The following is a 19,075-nucleotide window of genomic DNA, read 5'->3' as shown; positions in this document are numbered from 1 at the left end:
TCCATTTTGCTAGATCGACATTGCAGACGTGTCAAGCGTTTTGACGATGATCCAGACGGCCGAAATCGCTCTTCGGGAAGGTCATGCGGCGCGGATGGCCGGTGTCGTTAAAAGCCCTTCGCGATAATCAATCAGCCGAAGCTGTCAGGGCCGCATTGTGGGGCAGGGCATATACTTCGACCGGGGTTTCGAGGCCGCGCAGCAGCCATGGACCGAGATTTTCCAGCTTTCCCTGATATCCGGCCATGCGCACGAATTCCTCGGAGAAAAGCACATTGCGTCCGGTCTCCTTGGTCAGCGTTTCCAGCCGCGAGGCGATATTGACGGCGGGGCCGATGACGGTGAAATCGAGGCGGGTTTTCGAGCCGATATTGCCATACATGACATCGCCGACATGCACGCCGATGCCATAACCCAGGGGATCGTGGCCCTTGCGGCAATTGATTTCATTCAGCGCAACCAGGCTCTTCTGGGCGCTGGCGATGGCTTTCAGCAGGTTTTCGCAGGCCTGCGGGTCGCTGAGCGGGAAAATCGCCAGCAGCCCGTCGCCCATGAATTTCAGGATTTCGCCGCCGAATTCCTCAATGGGATCGCACATGGCGTCGAAATAACCGTTGAGAAGCTCGATGACATCGTCACGCGGCCAAAGGTCGGAAATATGGGTGAAATTGCGCAGGTCGCAGATCAGGATCGCCGCACCCACCGTCATGCCGCTACCGCGCGTGGTGGCGCCATTGAGGATTTTTTCGCCCGCATGCGGCCCCACATAGGTCTCCAGAAGGGTGCGCGTCATGCGGTTCTTCAGGCGTATTTCGCTGACGAGCGCCAGCGCCGGAAGCAGGTTTTTCAAGGCGAGGATTTCGCTGTCGGAAAAACCGCCGGGCCGGTCGCTGGAGAAGCTGGCGACATGGCGCTTGCCGAAGGTGTGCTCGATCGGCCAGGCGCAATAATCCGTCAGCCCCTCGGCCCGCAGGTCTTCGTAGATCGTATAGCCGGGCTCATCGATGTCCTCTCCGTTCAGCCGGTGGCGGACTTCGGTGGCGCCCTGGTGAATGTCGTTGATAGGGCTGTTCAGATATTCGGGCGTATTTTCAGACCCATAGCCATAGGTGGCGATCTCGGCGGAGGACAGGCCGGCTTTCCACAGAATGCGCGCGCCAAGCCATTGCGGATGGCGAATGCGGAAAGCGAGCACGCCCCGCGCCACGGAAATTCCGCTCGCCCGCAGCCTGTTGCAGAGCTCGACGAATATTTCGTCGATAAAGCGTTCGTCCTTGGTGCCGGTGATCAACCAGTCGAGAATTTCCGTCTTTTCCGCTGGCCACAATTCATCCAATGCTGAAGAAACCCGTTCTTCGGTGTCGAGACTTAGTGTCATGGCAGGATTCCGGAGGTTGTTGCTGCTCTCGCACAAGCGGGGCACATGTCGCACTCGGCCGAACATGGTCGCTCGTGAACCCCATGTGGTGCCGGATAACGAAAATGTTAAGAGAGGGGCGCGGAAAATGTTCCGGAAGGCACTGGCGGCATCGGACCACGCGCGCCGCCCGGATGTTCCCGGGAACATCGTCCCCGGCGGCGCTGAGATTTTTGATGATCGCTAAGGTGGATCAGATAACGGTTTCGACAGGAATATGAAGGGCTGCGGCAACGCGTCTGATGCGCAGCGGATCGCTGTCCGTGCCGTCTTCGAGCGCGCGTATTTCGCTGGTCGTCAGGCCGCAGGTCACGGCAAGCTGTTCGACCGTATATCCGGCGAGATTGCGCGCGGTGAGAACCTTTTTGGCAAAAGGAGCATCGGTTTCGTGATCGGAATCGGGTTGTGAGATTGAAATTGTCATTATTGCATCTCCCTCAGAATGGACACTTAAATGCGGGCGGCAAAGAAAAGTTGCCGGGGCCGAATGCGACCGCGTTGCCGGAGAAGAAAATCGGTGCTGCAACGCAGCGAGGAACATAGCGGCTTCATCGACCTACGCAATAGTTAAATTTTGTTAAGATTCGTGATCGCTGCATTCGTGCGGCACGTCTTTGCCGGAAAAAGGCCGCGATACCGCCGTTTTTCGGGGCTCTTGCGAGGGGCGGGAGCGGCTTTCGCTACAGCATGCCCCAGGCGCGAAACCGGCCGCGACCGGTCACTTCCCGCAGTTCCAGCTGGTTGGCGAGCCCGATCGCGCCCTGCGGTGTGGTGCCGAGTTCCTTGACGATCATCGCTGCGGAAACCACCGGTCGGGAGACGACAAGTTCCACGAGTTCCGGCAGGCGCGAGGAGGAACGCCGGCCTGCCAGCTTGCGCATCATGCGTTCACGCGCATGGGCCAGCCGGTCATGTTCCTTCATGCCGACCTGCGCCGCTTCGTAAAAGCTGTCGAGAAGTGCGAGAACCCGCTGTGTCTGGTTTCGGGCGTGCCGACGCTCCCGCGGGACCGCGCGGAGACCGGCGCTGAGGGCCGGCAGGTGATCGGGCGTGACGGCGCCGTCGCGCAGAAAGGCGGAGGCCAGAAGCCGGCCGAGCCAGGGGCTGCGTTGCAGCACCTCGATCATGTTCCAGGCGTCGAGCAGGATGGCGGTGCGAAGAATCGCCGGCAGTTCCTCCGTCCGCGCATAGACGTTCCACCATTCTTTCAGCCGCTCATCCTCGTCCCAGTCGGGTTCGTTGATGATCGCATGGCTTTCCTCCCTGTGCATTGGCGGAAGCGCGCTACCGGTGGTGATCGCGTCGAGCGTTGCGGCGCTTCGCGCCAGAAGCGCATCGAGCTCGGAAAAAGCGCCATCCAGCGATGTTTCCTCCTCCTCAGCGTCGGTGTCTTCATCGCGGGCGTGGTCGAGCGTTTGTCTGGAAGGCTCTGGCGCTTGGGCAAGTGCCGCCCTGCCGCGTAGCCTTGAAAGGCCCGGCGCGGTAAAGGCCCAGCCGGGGGGACTGGAAAAGATCAGCCGTCTCGAGCGGAGAATCCGGTGCGCCGCCGTCATTTCATGGGTTGGCGCGCGCACATCCATATGCGCGTCATGCAGCACCAGATCTTCCATGTGAACGAGTTCGCCATCCACCCACATGGAGGAAATCGCATCGGTGAAATCCTGTCTTTCGATGAAGCCGTGCTTCATCGGTGACCGGTCGATCCGCTCGTCCAGCCGCGCCAGCGCCTCGCCGGCACGGGCGGCGGCAATGAGAAGCTTTTCAATCTGAACGTCCGATATATCGTAAATCATTGATATTTTTTAGTTTGAGCGCGGGCGGCTTACAAGGCGGATCACAGGTGAGCGGGTTTGGCTGGTTTTTCGGCAATATTGCGATGCGGTATAAACTTGCGCACTGCAACATGACGGGTATATACCCCCACCGAGAGCGACAAATTATCACACCTTCCGTTCGCCCTTCCATCTCCAGACGAAGATGAATTGGAGTTTACCCGTGAATATTATGGCAAATGGTCCCGCCACCGCGCCGGACCAGAAAACCCGTTTGAAATCCATTATCGGCGGATCGGCGGGCAACCTCGTCGAATGGTACGATTGGTACGTTTATTCGGCCTTCACCCTTTATTTCGCGCCGGTGTTTTTCCCTTCCGGAAACCAGACCGCCGAGCTTCTGAGTGCAGCCGCCGTTTTCGCCGTCGGATTTCTGATGCGGCCCATCGGGGCCTGGTTCATGGGCACCTATGCCGACCGCAAGGGCCGCAAGGCCGGCCTGACCTTATCTGTCACGCTGATGTGTCTCGGCTCGCTGCTGATCGCGATTACGCCCGGCCATGAGGCGATTGGCATTGCCGCGCCGGCCATTCTGGTTTTCGCAAGGCTTCTGCAAGGCATCAGCGTCGGCGGCGAATATGGCGCCAGCGCAACCTATCTCAGCGAAATGGCCGGCAAGAACCGCCGCGGTTTCTTCTCCAGCTTCCAGTATGTGACGCTTATTTCCGGTCAGCTTCTGGCGCTGGCGGTGCTTCTGGTACTGCAGCGGGTTCTGACGCCGGAACAGCTCGGCTCCTGGGGCTGGCGCATTCCCTTCTTCATTGGCGGCCTTCTGGCGATTGCGGTGTTTTATATCCGCCGCGGCCTTGTCGAGACGCAGTCCTTCGAAAATGCCAAGACTGGCGCTGCCGACAAGCCGAAGTCCAGCGGATGGGCGTTGTTCAAGCACTATCCAAGGGAAGCGCTGATGGTCATGGCGCTCACCTCCGGCGGCACGCTCGCCTTTTATGCCTATACGACCTATCTGCAGAAATTCCTCGTCAACACCTCCGGCTTCAGCAAGGAAAGCGCCACGGAAATCACCACGGCGGCGCTCTTCGTCTTCATGCTGTGCCAGCCGATTGCGGGTGCGCTGTCCGACAGGATCGGCCGCAAGCCGCTGATGGTCGGCTTCGGTATCCTCGGAACGCTGTTTACCTATGCGATCTTCAGCATGCTTTCGACGACGACCGATCCAATCATGGCTTTCGCCCTCGTTCTGGTCGGCCTGTTGATCGTCACCGGCTATACCTCCATCAATGCGGTGGTGAAGGCGGAAATGTTCCCTGCCCATATCCGCGCGCTTGGCGTGGCTCTGCCCTATGCGCTGGCGAACACCATATTCGGCGGAACGGCGGAATTCGTGGCCCTGAAGTTCAAGCAGATCGGCCACGAAAACTGGTTCTTCTGGTATGTGACGATCATGATCGCCCTGTCGCTGGTGGTTTATGTGAAGATGCGCGATACGCGGGCTCACAGCCATATCCACGAGGATTGAGCGACCGCCATACAGACCGGAAAAAGCCCCGTCCTTCCGATGGGGCTTTTTCTTTTTAGCATTCAGGCGGCTTCGGCGGGAAGGACGATGCGGGCCTCAAAACCGTCCTGCCGGCCCGGCGCCGGCGAGGAAAGCACCAGCTCTCCGCCGGCCTGCTCCACCAGGCTCTTGACGATGGCAAGGCCAAGCCCGGTTCCGTCCGCCGTGGTCTGGCCCCTGGTAAAACGCGTCGTCAGCTTGGGCAGGAGAGCCGCGTCGATCGCCGCCCCGGAATTGACGATGCGGATCGTGCCGTCCGCTTCGGCGACGACCTGCACCGGGCTTTCCGCCGGGCTGTGGATCAGCGCATTTTCGAGGAGGTTACGGATGATGATGCCAAAGGCATCCGCGCCGATCCTGCAGGACAGGCCGCCTTCACAGCGATTGGTGAAGCGGATGCGGGATGAACCGATGGCCGTTCTCATCATGTCATCGATAACCAGTTCGAGAACGGGAATGAGATCGTTTGCCGTGTCGGTGACCCCGATCCTCGCTTCCGCGCGCGACATCTGAAGCAGTTTTTCGGCCAGGTGTGCGAGATGCTGCAGGGATTTTTCGATGTTTTCCACGCGCGGTGCAAGTTCCGGCGGTATGTCGGCATGCAGCCGCTGCGCCTGCGCCAGCGCGCCGGCAATCGGCGTGCGCAATTCATGGGCGCTGTTGGCGGTGAATTCCCGTTCCGCCTCGATTGCCGATCGCAATCGTCCGAGCAGCAGATTGACCGAACGGGCAATGGGATGGAGCTCGCCCGGAAAGGGTTGCGTCGGCAGCGGCGCGAGATTGCCGCCGTCCTTTTTGCCGATGTCGTCGCGCAGGGTCTGTATCGGTCGCAGCGTTCTGCGCACCACGACAATGACGGCGAAAATGCTGGCGGGAATGAGGATGAGAACGGGAAGCAGCAGCGCGGTGCCTGCCTCTTCGATCGCCTCGCGGCGATTGGCGAAGGCATCGGCAACCTGCAGGAAATAGTTTCCGTCCGGTGTCGCAACCGTAAAGATGCGCTGGGTCGCGGTTTCGGAAAAGCCGGGCTCGAGCGAGACCTCGAAAGGTTCCGTCGAACTGTCATGCGAATGCAGCACCACCTGTCCTTCCCGGTCGCGGACCTGATAGGTCAGATATTCCGCCCGTTCCGACGTCCGGTTGAGCTTTTGCGCGGCAGGCGCGGTGTTGTTTTCCCTCAGGTCGTCCACCAATAACGGCAGCAGTCTTTCGGCGGTTTCCTCAACGCCGGCGTCGAAAATTTCGGCGAACTCATCCTGCATCACCATGACGCCCAGCCCGCAGGCGAGAAGCCAGGATATGGCAACAACGCTGGTCAGCGCCGTCACGAGCTTGCGGGTCATGCTGGTCGGTCTGGCCATTTCTGCCTGCTTGTCATTCTGACTATCGGATGGTGTAGCCGACGCCGCGCACGGTTTCGACGCGGTCATGGCCGATTTTCTTGCGCAGCCGGCTGATATAGACCTCGACCGTGTTGCTTTCTATTTCCGCGCCGAATTCATAAAGCGTGTCGTGCAATTGCGCTTTCGAGACGACCGCGCCGGGATGTTCGACGAGTTTTTCCAGCACGGCCCATTCCCGGGCGCTCAGCGTCTGCGCCGTTCCATCGACCGTGATGTTGCGCGCCACCTGGTTGATCTCGATGCCGGGCAGGCGGATGACGGGAGCGGAACGCCCTTCGTAACGGCGCGAAACCGCCAGCATGCGGGCCGAAAGCTCGTTGAGATCGAAAGGTTTGACCAGATAATCGTCCGCACCGGCGTTCAGCCCGGCGATCCGGTCGGAGACCTGGTCATGGGCCGTCAGAATGATCACCGGCGTCGCGTCATCGCGCTGGCGCAGGCTTTGCAGAAGGGTGATGCCCTCGCCATCCGGCAGGCGCATGTCGAGCAGGATGAGGCCGTAACCCATCGTCAGCGTCGCCGCCATGGCGTCGCCGAGCGTCTTGAACCAGTCGACAGCATGACCCGCCGCCGCGACATGGTCCCGCAGCGCCTCGCCCAGCACATGATCGTCTTCAACAAGCAGAACCCGCAAGACAGCTCCCTCTATCGCTTCGTCCTGCGTATCTCTTTCTCCGGATAAGCGTCAAGCACGGTGTTTCAGCTGTTCTGCCGCTGGGTGCAGCCGCCGAATACATCGAGCGAGGGATCGTAGACCGAAGTGGAGACATTCATCATGCCAAGGATGCTGTGGAAATAATTGTCGTGCGAGCGCCCGCCCTCCGCTGCGGTTTTTGTGAGGCAGGCTTTGTTGAGCCCCATGGATTTCGCAAAGTCATCGTCGAACCAGACGAGAAACGGCACATGGGTCTGCTGGTCGGGCGCCAGAAGATACGGCGCGCCATGCAGGTAGACGCCGTTTTCGCCAAGCGACTCGCCGTGGTCAGACGCATAGATCATGCCCGTCGCCAGCCTGTCGGAACGGGCCTTCAGCTTGTCGATCACGGTCGAGAGGAAATGGTCGGTATAAAGAAGCGTGTTGTCGTAGGAGTTGACGATCTCCGCGTCGGAGCAGTTGCCAAGCTCGGCCGTGCGGCAATCCGGGGTAAATTTGCGGAATTCGTCGGTATAGCGCAGATAATAGGTCGGCCCGTGGCTGCCCATCTGGTGCAGCACGATGACGCTGTCTCTGGTGACGTTGTTGAGCCAGGAGTCGAGCTTGTCGAAGAAGATATCGTCGCGGCATTCCCCGCCGGTGCAGAAGCGGCTGTCATTGGTGGAGGGCAGGTCGAAATAGGGGATGCGGTCGGCCACGTTCTTGCTGCCGGTATTGTTGTCCAGCCATGTCGCGCTGACCCCGGCATGGACGAGAACATCCATGACGTTTTCATTGGCGAGCGCCTTTTTGTGGCTATATTCCGAACGCGGGAACTTCGAGAACATGCAGGGAATGGAAATCGCCGTCGCGGTGCCGCAGCTGGTCGTGTTCGGAAAATAGACCACACCGCGTTTTGTAAGCTCGGGATTGGTATCGCGCCCATAGCCATTCAGGGAAAAGTTCGCGGCCCGCGCCGTCTCGCCCGCCACGATGACGGTGATACGGGGTTTGCGGACGCCGCCCAATGAAGGCAGGACCTTCGCATCCCCGCCGACCGGGCTGACCTGAATATCGACTTCCTTGCCCGCCAGCGTGAAATAATGAATGGCCGACATGATTGGCGACAGGGGATTGACGCTTTTGACGATATCCTTGTGCTGGCGCACGGCGGTGGTGAAGGTCTTGGAATTGGCGAAGCTGATGATGCCGGCGATGGAAAGACAGATCAGGATGCTGGTCGTGTTCCACAAAAGCTTGTCGAGGATTGGGCGGTGGCGCACACGCACGGCGGTGATGAGGAGGGACGGCACCAGTCCGTAAATCGCCATGTGCCAGAGAAAGCCGGGCGTGATCAGATTGCCGGCTTCCGCCTGCGTCGTCTCCATGGCGTTGCGGATCATGTCGCTGTCGATGACGATGCCGTAGCGATCCATGAACCAGGAAGCGGCGGCCGCCGCGAAGACCAGGAAGATCAAAAACGGCTTGATGAGATATTTGGCGGAAAAAATGATGATCATGGCGCCGAGCAGGGCGGCCATGGCGGCATAAAGCGCGACGATGGCAACCGGATAGGCGGAAAGATAGGTGTGAACCTTCGACCAGAATGTCCGGTTCGTGAAAAACAGCAGATAGGCCGCCGTCAGCAGGCTGAGCGGCACGCTGCCGATTTCCGGACGATATGTTACTGTTCCCGTCGCTTTCGCGGTAAAAAGAGCCACTGTCAGATCCACCAGATTTCCAATAGGCCGGCGGCAACGCAGACGAGGCGAAAACGCCGTCATCCAGGCTGCCGCATGGGCCGATCAATGGCGGATGCGTCATTTTGCTGACATCAACCTGAAAGCTTGTCATGGAAGTGTCACACTCCGTGATGGCCGTTTGGCAGGGGTGTTTCGGATCGTCGAGACGATAGAGGCCTTAATTGAGGCCCACGATGCCTGTGGCGGTGGTGCGCGTTGCGAATATGCGCGTGGCCCTGACCGGCAGCAGGCTGCCTGCGGGCAGGTTCTGGAAGGTCACCGTCGCCCCGGAAAGCAGGGTCAGGCAGAGATGGCCGCCATTGCCCACATAGATGGCGCGGGTGGGGGAAGGAAGCGGGTTCGTATCGTCCGGAACCACATCGAAAGCGTGGGATGCCGGAGATTCGAGGCCGGCGGCGTGGTGTTCGTAAGTCTCAGCCATTGCTGTCTCCCGTAAATTAAAATCTGCCGCGATTATGGGGTGCGCTGCGGCTGCGGGGAAAAGCGGGGACAGGAAATATCCGGGCAGAATTTCGGCCTCGTGTTCGGCCTGCCCGCAAGAGCGTCATTCCTTTCGCGATCCCATGCGGTTACGCCGCTCCCGCCTGTTGCCGCCGATGCGGCGCAAACGGGTAATGACGGATTTTTCGTCCACGGGACCGATAGGCGGGCGGGTGCTGCCGCTTCAATTGCGCATATGGAGAATGAAGGCCCTGACGGCAGGAGACGCTTCCGTTTTCCGATGGGCGATAGCGAGGTCCGAGGTCGTGGAACTGGCCGCAAGCGGCACATAGCGCACGCCGGGCAACCTCAGGCAATTAAGCGAGCGCGGCACCAGCGCGACGCCGAGGCCGATGGCCACCATGCTGGTAATCGTGGTGTAGTCCCTGCCTTCCGGGCTGATCGCCGGCTGGAACCCGGCTTCATTGCAGGCTTCTATCGTATTGTAGTGAAAGCCGACATCCGGCGGTTGCCGCGGGGTAATGAAGGTCTCGCCGGCAAGGTTTTTCAAATCGAGCTGCAGCGCAAACGCCAGGGGATGGTTTTCAGGAAGTGCGGCCATCAACGGTTCGCGCAGCACCACATGGGTTGTCACACCTTCCGGAACAGGCGCGGGCGGGCGGATGAAGGCGAAGTCCAGATTGCCGTCGGCAATCTTGGCCAGTTGCAGCCGCATCTCCATCTCGATCAATTGCAGCTCCACATCGGGATGGGAGGCGCGGAAACTGGCGATGGACCGGATCATCAGGCCGGAATAGGCGGCCGAGGCGACATAACCGATGGAAATGCGCCCGGTTTCGCCGCGGTCGACACGTTTGAGCGCCGCAAGCGTCGCCTCGGCATTGGCGAGGATCTTCCGGGCGTCCTCGTAGAGAAGCTGTCCGGGCGTGGTCAACTTCACCGAGCGGCGCGTTCGGTCGAGAAGCGGCATGCCGACAATCTGTTCGAGCGCCATGATCTGCTGGCTCAAGCCCGGCTGGGCGATACCGAGGCGGGCGGCGGCGCGCTCGAAATTGCGCTCATCCACCAGCGTGGTGAAATAGCGCAGGTGACGCAATTCGAATGTTTCTGCCCGGCTTGCCGGTTTCCTGCCCATCGTCACGGCCTTTCCCGGCAGATTTGAATAATTCCAAGCTATTATCGCCGCGAGTTTTCATAATCAATAGTTCTGAAAAAAACCGGCTGCGCTTATTGGATCGCAATCCGTCCCTTGCGTAATAAGATGACTTAAATTCTCCAGAAAAATACCGCCTTATGGTGGCGCAGGTGACGAAGGGTCTTGGGGTGCAGGGAAAAACCAAACACATTTCCATTCTGGCTGGCGGTTGCGCCGTCATCGCTTATGTGGCGTTTTTGGCCTCGGCTTCCGCCCTTGCGCAGGAGGCCGGTACGACGGTGCTGCAGACCATCACCGTGGAGGGCGCCAAAAATCAGGATCCCAAGGCGCCGGTGAAAGGCTATGTGGCGAAAACCAGCGCCAGCGCCACCAAGACGGGGCGATCCCTGATCGAGACGCCGCAATCCGTATCCGTCATCACCAAGGACCAGATGGATGCTCAGAACGTCCGCAATCTCAGCGAGGCGCTGAACTATGTTCCGGGTGTCGTCGCGCAGCCGTTTGGGGCGGATCCGCGTTTCGATGCGCCGCGCATTCGCGGGTTCCAGGGAAACCAGTTGCAGTTCCTGAACGGTCTGCGGCTGATGCGTACCGCCGGTGCGCCTTCCTATGAGGTTTACGGTCTGGAGCGCGTGGAAGTCATTCGCGGGCCTGCTTCCGTTCTTTTCGGTCAGGGCAATCCCGGCGGCCTTATCAATCTCATCAGCAAGCGGCCGACCTTCGAACGGTTCGGCGAAGTCGGTGTGCAGATCGGCAGCTTCGACTATTACCAGTCGATGTTCGATGTTGGTGGCCCGGTGGCGGATAGCGACAGTTTCGCCTATCGCCTGACAGGCCTTGCGCGCAACGCCCATGCCCAGACGGACAACTTGCAGAACGACCGTTATTTCATCGCACCGGCGCTGACCTGGCAGCCGGACGAGGATACGAAGCTGACGGTTCTTGCCTCCTATCAGCACGACAATCCGAGTTCGCCCTCCGGCCTGCCGCCGGCGCTGACCTATCTCAGACCCGGCAATATGCTGGATCGCAGCTTTTATGTCGGCGATCCGTCCTTCGATACGTCGAACCGCAAATTCACCAATATCGGTTATGAATTCGAGCACCGTTTCGACGAGACCTTCACCTTCCGGCAGAATGCGCGTTATTCCAATTTCGACTGGTCCTACCGCGCGCTCGGCATGTCCTCGACCAGCGGCGGCATGATCGGCAATCTCATCCGCCGCAATGCGACGTTCCAGGACGAGCTGCTGAACACATTCAATATCGACAACAGCCTGCAGGCGGAGTTCTCCACGGGGCCAATCGACCACACCCTGCTTGTCGGGCTGGACTACCGTTATTTCGACAATAACGTCAAAACCGAATTCTGGGCCGCGACGCCGCTCAATCCCGTCAATCCGGTCTATGGCGGACCGATCAGCCTCACCTCGCGCACGCTTTATGCCGATGTGAAGACGGATATTTCCCAGATCGGCCTTTATGCGCAGGACGAGATGGCTTTTGAGAACTGGCGCGTTACCGCCGGCCTGCGGCAGGACTGGGCAAGCACCAGCGGCACGACCTTCAACGGCACCACCTACCGTTCGCTCGATAAGGACGATCACAAGCTGACCGGCCGCGTCGGCGTCAGCTATCTGTTCGATGGCGGCATCGCGCCTTATGTCAGTTACGCGACCTCCTTCGAACCGGTGCCGCAGCCGGCTGTCGGCGATGCGCCGAAACCGACCACCGGCGAACAATGGGAGGCGGGCGTCAAATACCAGCCCGAGGGTTTCGACGGTTTCTTCTCCGCCGCGATCTACGATCTGACACAGAAAAACGTTACGACGACGGTGGGCGGCGTGACGCAGCAGATGGACGAGGCGCATGTGAAAGGCCTCGAGCTTGAAGGCGTCGCAAGCCTTGCCGACGGGCTCGACCTGCGCGCGGCCTATACCTACATGGACAGCGAGGTCTCCGGCCGCGTGAATAACGGCAAGGAGCTGGACAGCACGCCGCGGCACGCCGCAAGCCTCTGGCTGGATTACACTTTCCCGGAAGATACCGTCCTTGAGGGTTTCGGCATCGGCGGCGGTGTGCGTTATGTCGGAAAACGCTATGGTGATGCCGCCAATACCTTCGAGATGAAGGGCCTCGCCCTGCTCGATCTCGGCGTGCACTACGAGAAGAACGGCTACCGCGCCTCGCTTCTGGTACAAAACTTGACTGATAAAGAATATATTTCTAGTTGCTCCACTTTCGGATGCTATTACGGTGACGGAAGAACGGTTATGGGCAAGCTGACCTATCGTTGGTGATGCCATATCAAAGTGAAGCAGCAGGGGCATGACGCGCAAGGATCGATGGATGTCCCCCCTTTGGGGGCGGCGGGAATTTTTAGGCCTGCTCGCTGCTTCGGCTCTTGCTGGCAAGGCGCGCGCGGCGGTCACGCCACGCCTCGCCGCCATCGACTGGGCCATGCTGGAAACCGCCGTTGCGCTCGGCGTCATGCCGGTGGCGGCGACCGAGCTCATCCAGTTTCGGGCGGACGCGGTCGAGCCGGAAATCCCTGCAACCGTCGCCGATCTCGGCCTGCGCGGCGCGCCGAATTTCGAGCTTCTGCAACTGACCCGGCCCGATCTCATTCTGATTTCGCCCTTCTACACCCGCTATACCGGCAGGCTGGAAGCGATTGCCCCGGTCTTCTCGCTGCCCTTTTACGTGAAGGGCGAGCCGCCTTTCGCAAAGGCGCTGGCGGCGGTCTCCGCCCTTGGCGAAAAGCTTGGCAGGGCCGATGAGGCGCGCAGGGTTCTGGGCGAAACGGAAGCGACGCTGCAAGCCATGCGGACCCGCCTTGCCGGTTTTGCGGCGCGGCCGACCTATGTGATCAATATCGGCGACGCCCGGCATTTTCGCGCTTTCGGTGCGGATAGCATGTTCGGGGATGTTCTTGGCCGGCTGGGACTCGCCAATGCCTGGGTGGATCGTTCGCAATTCACCTTCGCGGCCCCGGTGCCGCTTGAAAACCTCGCCGCTTCGCCCGATGCCCGCATCGTCATCGTCTCCGATATTCCGGTCGAGGCGCGGGAAACCCTGCGCAGCAGCGCCATATGGCGTGCGCTGCCCGCCGTGCGGGAAAACCGGGTGGTCACGCTCGGCAATGTCGGCCCCTATGGCGGCATCACCGCCGGCATGCGCTTTGCGCGGCTTTTGACCGAAGCGCTCTCGGCGCAGGGAGAAGCCCTGTGACGGCGCGGCCTCTTCAGTTTTTCTTCGGGCTGCTGTTCGTTCTGGCCTGCGGGCTTTCCCTGCATGCCGGGCTGTTGCGGCTGCCTTTCGGTGCATGGCCCGGCCTGCCGTTCGATGCTGCCACCATGTCGATGGATCAGGTGATTTTCGCCTTCAGCCTGATGCCGCGCGTGGCGGTCGCCATTCTGGCGGGGGCGATGCTCGGCCTGTCGGGCGCGTTGTTCCAGCAATTGCTGCGCAATCCGATTGCCGATCCTTCGACGCTCGGCATCTCGGCCGGCGCGCAACTGGCCATCGTCGTCGCAACCCTGTTCTTTCCGTGGATGCTGGATGGCAACCGCGCTTTGGTGGCGCTTGCCGGCGCGGCCGGTGCGGCCGGCATCGTGTTTCTTCTCGGCTGGCGACGCTCCTTCGAGCCGGTGACCATGGTGGTGTCGGGGCTGCTGGTCGGCATCACCGCCGCGTCCGTTTCCGCCGCGCTGACGCTGGCACAGGGCGAATATCTGATGTCGCTGGTCGTCTGGAACGGCGGCTCGCTCAGCCAGCAGGACTGGTCGAACGCCTTGTCCCTCGCGTTTCAGCTTGTTGCCGGGCTCGTTCTGACCGGCCTGCTGATGAAGCCGCTGACGGTCCTCGGTCTCGGCGATGCCGGTGCGCGATCGCTTGGCGTCTCGCTGTTTTCGATCAGGCTGGCGGTCGCCGCCGTCGCGGTCATGCTGGCCGCCTTTGTTGCTTCGGCGGTCGGCCTCGTCAGCTTCATCGGCCTTGCAGCACCTGCGCTCACCCGGGCGCTCGGTGTGCGGCGTTCGTCTTCGGTGCTCCTGGTTTCCCCGCTTCTGGGCGGTCTGCTGTTGTGGTTCTGCGACGGTCTCGTGCAGCTTCTGGCAAGCACGACCGCCGAAGTTTTTCCGACTGGCGCGGTAACGGCCCTGATCGGCGGCCCGCTGCTTCTGTGGCTGCTGCCGAAAATCCGGCCGACCGATGTGCATCGCGGTGAAGGCGTCGAGCTGGCGACAAGACGCCGGCTTACGGCCCTGCTGCCGGTGCTGGCCGTCATGGCGGGGCTGGTTTTTGCAGCGCTTGCCATCGGCAAGGGGCCCGATGGCTGGACGGTGCTGAAGGCTGACGATCTGCAAAGCCTGCTGCCGTTCCGCTGGCCGCGGCTGGTGGCGGCCGTTGCAGCAGGCGGACTTCTGGCTATGGCGGGCGCGCTTCTCCAGCGGCTTACCGGCAATCCCATGGCAAGCCCGGAGGTGATCGGCGTCAGCGGCGGTGCCGGCCTCGGTTTTGCCGCCGCCATCACGATTTTTCCGGCCGCCGGTCTTTTCGAACTGTTTTGCGGCGCAGGCATCGGCTCTGCGGCCGTCATGATCCTCGTCCTGCTGTTTTCCATGCGCCGGCACCTGGCGCCGGAAAAAATCCTGCTCGCGGGCATTGCCATCAGTTCGCTCTGCTCGGCCGTTCTCTCGGCGCTGCTTGCCATTGGCGACCAGCGGGCATGGCAGATCCTCGCCTGGCTCAGCGGCTCGGGTTCGACGGCGACGCCGGCTTCGGCGATTTTTCTCGCCATTCTTTCCATCGTGCTGCTGGCGGGCGCGCTATCGGTCACGCGCTGGCTGACGATCCTGCCGCTCGGACGCGATGTGCCGCTCTCCCTCGGTCTGCCGCTCGGTGCGGCGCGCGTCGCCGTCATCGCGGTGGCGGGCATTGCCACCGGGGCTGCCTCGCTGCTTGTCGGTCCCTTGAGTTTCGTCGGATTGATGGCGCCGCATATTGCACTTCGCGCCGGTTTCACTACGCCGCGCGACCATCTCTTCGCCTCCTTCCTGTTCGGCGCGGTGCTGATGGCGCTTTCCGATCTTGGCGCACGGACAGTCACCTTTCCTTACGAACTGCCGCTCGGGCTTTTTGCGGCGCTTGCCGGCGCGCCCTATCTGATCTGGCTTTCAGGCAGGCGATGATGATTTTTTTGAACGACGTACGGAGATGAGAACCATGGGTCAGGCAGCACTTGCCGTCGATTATGACGATATTCCGCTTTTTTCTCTCGACGGCGTGACCATGGAAGTGCCGGGCAGGACATTGCTGCAGCCGCTGACGGCCAGTTTTGCGACCGGCAAGACCATCGGCCTGATCGGTCATAACGGTTCGGGAAAATCCACGTTGCTCAAGATTCTCGCGCGGATTCAGGAGCCGACGGCGGGCAGGGTCTCATTCGAAGGTAAGGCGCTCGGCGCATGGGGCAATCGTGAATTTGCGCGAAAGCTCGCCTATCTGCCGCAATATACGCCGGCCGCCTCCGGCATGCTGGCCAAGGAACTGGTGGCGCTTGGCCGTTATCCCTGGCACGGCGCGCTTGGGCAGTTCACCAAAGCGGATCAGGAGAAGGTGGACGAAGCCATCGAACTCACCGACACCGTCGCCTTCCGCGACCGGCTGGTGGATACGCTTTCAGGCGGCGAGCGCCAGCGCGTGTGGCTTGCCATGCTGGTGGCCCAGAACGCCGAAAGCCTGCTTCTCGATGAACCCATCTCCGCACTCGACATGGCGCACCAGATCGAAGTGCTTTCGCTGGTGCAGAGACTGTCGCGCGAAAAGGGGCTCGGCGTCATCGTCGTGCTGCACGACGTCAACATGGCGGCGCGCTTCTGCGATGAGATCGTCGCGCTTCATTCCGGCCAGCTTATCGCCCGGGGAACGCCGCAGGAGATCATGACGCCGGAGACGCTGCAGCGCATCTATGGCGTCCGCATGGATGTCATGACCCATGCCGCCACCGGCTTTCCCGTCGCCCTGCCGCTTTGAGGTTGTTGCAGCAAAACAACGGCCGGCAACACTGGCTGTTGATGGCGATTCCCCACGTATTTCCCGCCCTAACAATGTCTTAATGGCATCCTACCGCCATCAGACATTGTTAACCGTTCCGCTTTCATCGCCTCCAATTAAGTTGTTTTGGATCGATTTCAGGGAACAAACGTTAACAGTGCGGAATTCAATATCCGGAGAGGGCAAGAAGGGCTGCTGCGGGTAGGAATAAAACAGGAGAAAATCAGATGAAAAAGGCTGTTGCCGTAACTTTTGCCGCATTGACGATGGGCCTCGGCGGAACCGCATCCGCCCTCGCTGCCGACCTTGCAAGATATGAGCCGGCTCCGCAGGAGCAGGACGATCGCAACGGCGTCAAGATCGGTTACCTCACCTGCGATATCGGCGGCGGCGTCGGTTACGTTCTCGGCTCGGCCAAGGAACTGGATTGCACCTTCCAGTCCACCATGGGCGCCCGTCGCACCGACCATTACACCGGCGCCATCCGCAAGATGGGTGTCGACCTCGGCTTCACCACGCAGGGCCGTCTGGTCTGGGCCGTTTTCGCCCCGACCGCCGGTTACCACCGCGGTTCGCTCGGCGGCCTTTATCAGGGCGCAACGGCTGAAGTCACCGTCGGTCTTGGTGTCGGCACCAACGTTCTCGTTGGCGGCACGTCCGGCTCCATCCAGCTGCAGACGGTCAGCGTGACGGGTCAGGTTGGTCTCAACCTCGCCGCCACCGGCACCTCCGTGACGCTCACGGCCATGAACTGATCGGCAAAGTGCCCGGCCCCGGCCGGGCATTCTGTCGCATGTCAAAATACGCCCTCTTCGTTGTCAGACGGAGAGGGCGTTGTATTATCCGGGCCATGATTTCCACATTCAGAAGTGTCGCGGCAGTAACCGTCTGTTCTTTCCTTTCGGCGACAGCCGCTTTTGCCGAGGGCGATGCGGCCCACGGGGAGAAGGTCTTCAGCCGCTGTTCCACCTGTCACAGCGCCGATACGCCACGCACCCGCATGGGGCCGCATCTCATGGGTGTCGTCGGCAGGCCGATGGCTTCCATCACCGATTACGGCCACTATTCGCAGGCGCTGAAGGATGCCGGTGCGGCTGGCCGGGTGTGGTCGGAAGAGGAACTGCAAAAATTCATCGCCAGCCCGAAAAAGGCGATCCCGGGAAATGCCATGCGCTTTTTCGGGCTGTGGAGCGAAACCGATATAGCGGATCTGATCGCCTATCTGAAAACGCATCCCATGCCGCAATAGCGGTCAGAGCGGCGCTTCAGCGATAATCTCTTCCGCCTCTTCGAAGGTCATCGCCATGACTTTCGAGCCGATCTCAAAGCCGAAGCCGTTACGGGCGAAAGCGGAGAATTCCTTGGTCTTGCGCTTCTCGTCCAGTTCGACACGGCGAAACGGCCCGAAGGCGCGCTTGCGGGCGAAGATGACGGCTGCGACGAGATCGTTTGTTTCCTGAAGCGCGACGGCTGCCGTTTCCCGGGCGATGCCCTTGATCTGAAGTTTCTGCGCGAGCCCGCGTTTTGACTTGCCGCTGCGCTGGCCGCTCCGCACGGTAATTTCCGCGAAGGCCGTGTCGTCGAGCGCCTTGATGCCATAAGCGAAGGTCACGGCAAATTCGCCAAGCGCCCTGACCTGCGCCGGGCTGATATCATCGAATTTTTCCCGCGCCTTGCGCATGATGGCGTCGCGCAGCTGCTTTTCCGTCATCATGCGCTGTTCCAGCCGGTAGAGCGCAGAATTGCGCGCCCAGGACAGCATCCGGCTGGTGGGTTCAATGGCCGGCGTGTCGCCGTCCATCGCCATGTCGTCGGCCAGGAAGGGGCTGGAATCGTCGTTCATTCCGCTTTTATAGCGCGGTGAACCCGTCTTGCCAGTTCCTTCCCGGCCCGTTTCCTCCGGTTTTTCAGTAGATCAAGGCGTTTGCGCGCCGGTTGCGGCGACATAGACCGAATAGAGCGATTTCGTCGCGGTGATGAACAGGCGGTTCTTTTTCGGGCCGCCGAAAGTGAGGTTGGCGACCGTCTGCGGCACCTTGATCTTGCCGAGGAGCGTACCTTCGGGGGAAAAGCAGTGAACACCATCGCCGGCGCTGGTCCACAGGTTGCCGGCCGTGTCCAGGCGGAAGCCGTCCGGCAGGCCATTGTCGAGATTGCAGAATTCCCGGCCGTTGGTGAGCTTTACGCCATCTACCACATCGAAGACGCGGATATGGCGCGGGCGGGAGACATCGTGGCTGTAGGAACTGTCGGCGACGTAAAGCTTCGTTTCATCCGGCGAAAAAGCAAGACCGTTCGGCTGCAGGAAATCGTCGATGGCGATGTCGATTTTTCCGGTTGCGGGATCGAGCCGGTAGACATTGCGCGTCTTCTGTTCGGGTTCCGCCTTGTAGCCCTCGTAATCGGACAGAATGCCGTAGGTTGGATCGGTGAACCAGACGCTGCCATCGGATTTCACCACCACGTCATTGGGTGAGTTCAGCCGCTTGCCGCCGTAGCTGTCGGCAAGAACGGTGATCGAGCCGTCGACTTCGGTGCGGGTGACGCGGCGGCCGCCATGTTCGCAGGAAACGAGCCGCCCCTGCCGGTCGCGCGTATTGCCGTTGGTGAAGTTGGAGGGCTGGCGGAATACCGAGATCCCGCCATCCGGCACCCAGCGCAACATGCGCTCATTGGGAATATCGCTGAACAGCAGGCAGTTCAGATCGGCAAACCACACCGGGCCTTCGGCCCAGCGGCAACCGGAATAAAGCTCTTCCAACTCGGCATTGCCGACGATCAGATGGCGAAAGCGGTCGTCGTGGATTTCGTAAGGGGAGGTCTTGTCTGTGGTCATGAGCGTGGTCCGCTTGGGGG

General features: G+C 60.8%; 17 protein-coding genes. 7 read left to right on the top strand and 10 right to left on the bottom strand.

The annotated features are described in order from the left end of the window. Positions 1-127: 127 nt before the first annotated feature. From BTE54_RS19805 to BTE54_RS19790, 3 genes are all read right to left on the bottom strand, one after another. Complete coding sequence (locus BTE54_RS19805) at positions 128-1,378, bottom strand: adenylate/guanylate cyclase domain-containing protein (protein ID WP_078053687.1); 1,251 nt, start codon at positions 1,376-1,378, stop codon at positions 128-130. Between the two features lie 232 nt (positions 1,379-1,610). Continuing rightward, complete coding sequence (locus BTE54_RS19795; protein WP_003522093.1) at positions 1,611-1,841, bottom strand: helix-turn-helix domain-containing protein; 231 nt, start codon at positions 1,839-1,841, stop codon at positions 1,611-1,613. 256 nt (positions 1,842-2,097) lie between these two features. Then, on the bottom strand, positions 2,098-3,210 hold the full coding sequence (locus tag BTE54_RS19790) for an RHE_PE00001 family protein (RefSeq protein WP_078053685.1): 1,113 nt from the start codon (positions 3,208-3,210) through the stop codon (positions 2,098-2,100). A gap of 211 nt (positions 3,211-3,421) precedes the next feature. Here BTE54_RS19790 and BTE54_RS19785 point away from each other — a divergent pair, with 211 nt between their 5' ends. Next, on the top strand, positions 3,422-4,726 hold the full coding sequence (locus BTE54_RS19785) for an MFS transporter (protein ID WP_198939200.1): 1,305 nt from the start codon (positions 3,422-3,424) through the stop codon (positions 4,724-4,726). Positions 4,727-4,788: 62 nt separating this feature from the next. Here the strand turns inward: BTE54_RS19785 and BTE54_RS19780 are convergent, their stop codons facing one another. From BTE54_RS19780 to BTE54_RS19760, 5 genes are all read right to left on the bottom strand, one after another. After that, the gene (locus BTE54_RS19780) at positions 4,789-6,126 is read right to left on the bottom strand and encodes a HAMP domain-containing sensor histidine kinase (RefSeq protein ID WP_078053683.1); all 1,338 of its coding nucleotides are present in this window, start codon (positions 6,124-6,126) and stop codon (positions 4,789-4,791) included. Between the two features lie 22 nt (positions 6,127-6,148). Next, entirely contained in the window at positions 6,149-6,802 is a 654-nt protein-coding gene (locus BTE54_RS19775) for a response regulator transcription factor (protein ID WP_020010073.1), read from the bottom strand. Between the two features lie 65 nt (positions 6,803-6,867). Next, positions 6,868-8,535, bottom strand: a complete 1,668-nt coding sequence (locus BTE54_RS19770; RefSeq protein WP_078053682.1) for a phosphoethanolamine--lipid A transferase — start codon at positions 8,533-8,535, stop codon at positions 6,868-6,870. A gap of 187 nt (positions 8,536-8,722) precedes the next feature. Further along, the gene (locus BTE54_RS19765) at positions 8,723-8,986 is read right to left on the bottom strand and encodes a hypothetical protein (protein WP_078053681.1); all 264 of its coding nucleotides are present in this window, start codon (positions 8,984-8,986) and stop codon (positions 8,723-8,725) included. 243 nt (positions 8,987-9,229) lie between these two features. Next, positions 9,230-10,141: a LysR family transcriptional regulator gene (locus tag BTE54_RS19760; protein ID WP_078053680.1), complete on the bottom strand. Its 912-nt coding sequence runs from the start codon at positions 10,139-10,141 to the stop codon at positions 9,230-9,232. A 158-nt stretch (positions 10,142-10,299) separates the two neighbouring features. On the opposite strand from BTE54_RS19760, the gene BTE54_RS19755 reads away from it, so the two are divergent. The 6 genes from BTE54_RS19755 to BTE54_RS19730 all read left to right on the top strand — a co-directional run bounded on the left by BTE54_RS19755 (position 10,300) and on the right by BTE54_RS19730 (position 17,468). After that, on the top strand, positions 10,300-12,462 hold the full coding sequence (locus BTE54_RS19755; protein ID WP_198939197.1) for a TonB-dependent siderophore receptor: 2,163 nt from the start codon (positions 10,300-10,302) through the stop codon (positions 12,460-12,462). Positions 12,463-12,490: 28 nt separating this feature from the next. Further along, the gene (locus tag BTE54_RS19750; RefSeq protein ID WP_198939196.1) at positions 12,491-13,393 is read left to right on the top strand and encodes an iron-siderophore ABC transporter substrate-binding protein; all 903 of its coding nucleotides are present in this window, start codon (positions 12,491-12,493) and stop codon (positions 13,391-13,393) included. Then, entirely contained in the window at positions 13,390-15,354 is a 1,965-nt protein-coding gene (fhuB, locus tag BTE54_RS19745) for a Fe(3+)-hydroxamate ABC transporter permease FhuB (RefSeq protein WP_078053679.1), read from the top strand. The genes BTE54_RS19750 and fhuB overlap by 4 nt, the downstream gene beginning before the upstream one ends. Before the next feature lie 34 nt (positions 15,355-15,388). Next, positions 15,389-16,198, top strand: a complete 810-nt coding sequence (locus tag BTE54_RS19740; protein WP_035263594.1) for an ATP-binding cassette domain-containing protein — start codon at positions 15,389-15,391, stop codon at positions 16,196-16,198. A gap of 248 nt (positions 16,199-16,446) precedes the next feature. Further along, complete coding sequence (locus BTE54_RS19735; RefSeq protein ID WP_003522107.1) at positions 16,447-16,974, top strand: DUF992 domain-containing protein; 528 nt, start codon at positions 16,447-16,449, stop codon at positions 16,972-16,974. 95 nt (positions 16,975-17,069) lie between these two features. After that, a complete protein-coding gene (locus tag BTE54_RS19730) occupies positions 17,070-17,468 on the top strand; it encodes a cytochrome c family protein (RefSeq protein WP_161987985.1) in 399 nt (132 codons plus the stop codon). 3 nt (positions 17,469-17,471) lie between these two features. On the opposite strand, the gene recX is transcribed toward BTE54_RS19730, so the two are convergent. Continuing rightward, positions 17,472-18,062 (bottom strand): recombination regulator RecX, encoded by a 591-nt coding sequence (gene recX / locus BTE54_RS19725; protein ID WP_143240750.1) that lies wholly within the window; start codon positions 18,060-18,062, stop codon positions 17,472-17,474. 72 nt (positions 18,063-18,134) lie between these two features. Further along, positions 18,135-19,055, bottom strand: coding sequence for an SMP-30/gluconolactonase/LRE family protein (locus BTE54_RS19720; RefSeq protein ID WP_078053677.1), 921 nt, complete (start codon positions 19,053-19,055; stop codon positions 18,135-18,137). Positions 19,056-19,075 lie beyond the last annotated feature (20 nt).

The sequence above is a fragment of the Agrobacterium sp. YIC 4121 genome, from assembly GCF_002008205.1.
In the GTDB taxonomy this organism is placed as follows: domain Bacteria; phylum Pseudomonadota; class Alphaproteobacteria; order Rhizobiales; family Rhizobiaceae; genus Agrobacterium; species Agrobacterium leguminum.
This window is presented reverse-complemented; position numbering and strand designations above follow the sequence as displayed.

Coding starts and splice junctions, on each gene's coding strand:
- recX (WP_143240750.1), bottom strand. CDS start 18,062: ATGAACGACGATTCCAGCCCCTTCCTGGCCGACGACATGGCGATGGAC.
- BTE54_RS19795 (WP_003522093.1), bottom strand. CDS start 1,841: ATGACAATTTCAATCTCACAACCCGATTCCGATCACGAAACCGATGCT.
- BTE54_RS19760 (WP_078053680.1), bottom strand. CDS start 10,141: ATGGGCAGGAAACCGGCAAGCCGGGCAGAAACATTCGAATTGCGTCAC.
- BTE54_RS19765 (WP_078053681.1), bottom strand. CDS start 8,986: ATGGCTGAGACTTACGAACACCACGCCGCCGGCCTCGAATCTCCGGCA.
- BTE54_RS19780 (WP_078053683.1), bottom strand. CDS start 6,126: ATGGCCAGACCGACCAGCATGACCCGCAAGCTCGTGACGGCGCTGACC.
- BTE54_RS19755 (WP_198939197.1), top strand. CDS start 10,300: ATGGTGGCGCAGGTGACGAAGGGTCTTGGGGTGCAGGGAAAAACCAAA.
- BTE54_RS19735 (WP_003522107.1), top strand. CDS start 16,447: ATGAAAAAGGCTGTTGCCGTAACTTTTGCCGCATTGACGATGGGCCTC.
- BTE54_RS19720 (WP_078053677.1), bottom strand. CDS start 19,055: ATGACCACAGACAAGACCTCCCCTTACGAAATCCACGACGACCGCTTT.
- BTE54_RS19790 (WP_078053685.1), bottom strand. CDS start 3,210: ATGATTTACGATATATCGGACGTTCAGATTGAAAAGCTTCTCATTGCC.
- BTE54_RS19750 (WP_198939196.1), top strand. CDS start 12,491: ATGACGCGCAAGGATCGATGGATGTCCCCCCTTTGGGGGCGGCGGGAA.
- BTE54_RS19730 (WP_161987985.1), top strand. CDS start 17,070: ATGATTTCCACATTCAGAAGTGTCGCGGCAGTAACCGTCTGTTCTTTC.
- BTE54_RS19785 (WP_198939200.1), top strand. CDS start 3,422: ATGGCAAATGGTCCCGCCACCGCGCCGGACCAGAAAACCCGTTTGAAA.
- BTE54_RS19805 (WP_078053687.1), bottom strand. CDS start 1,378: ATGACACTAAGTCTCGACACCGAAGAACGGGTTTCTTCAGCATTGGAT.
- BTE54_RS19740 (WP_035263594.1), top strand. CDS start 15,389: ATGGGTCAGGCAGCACTTGCCGTCGATTATGACGATATTCCGCTTTTT.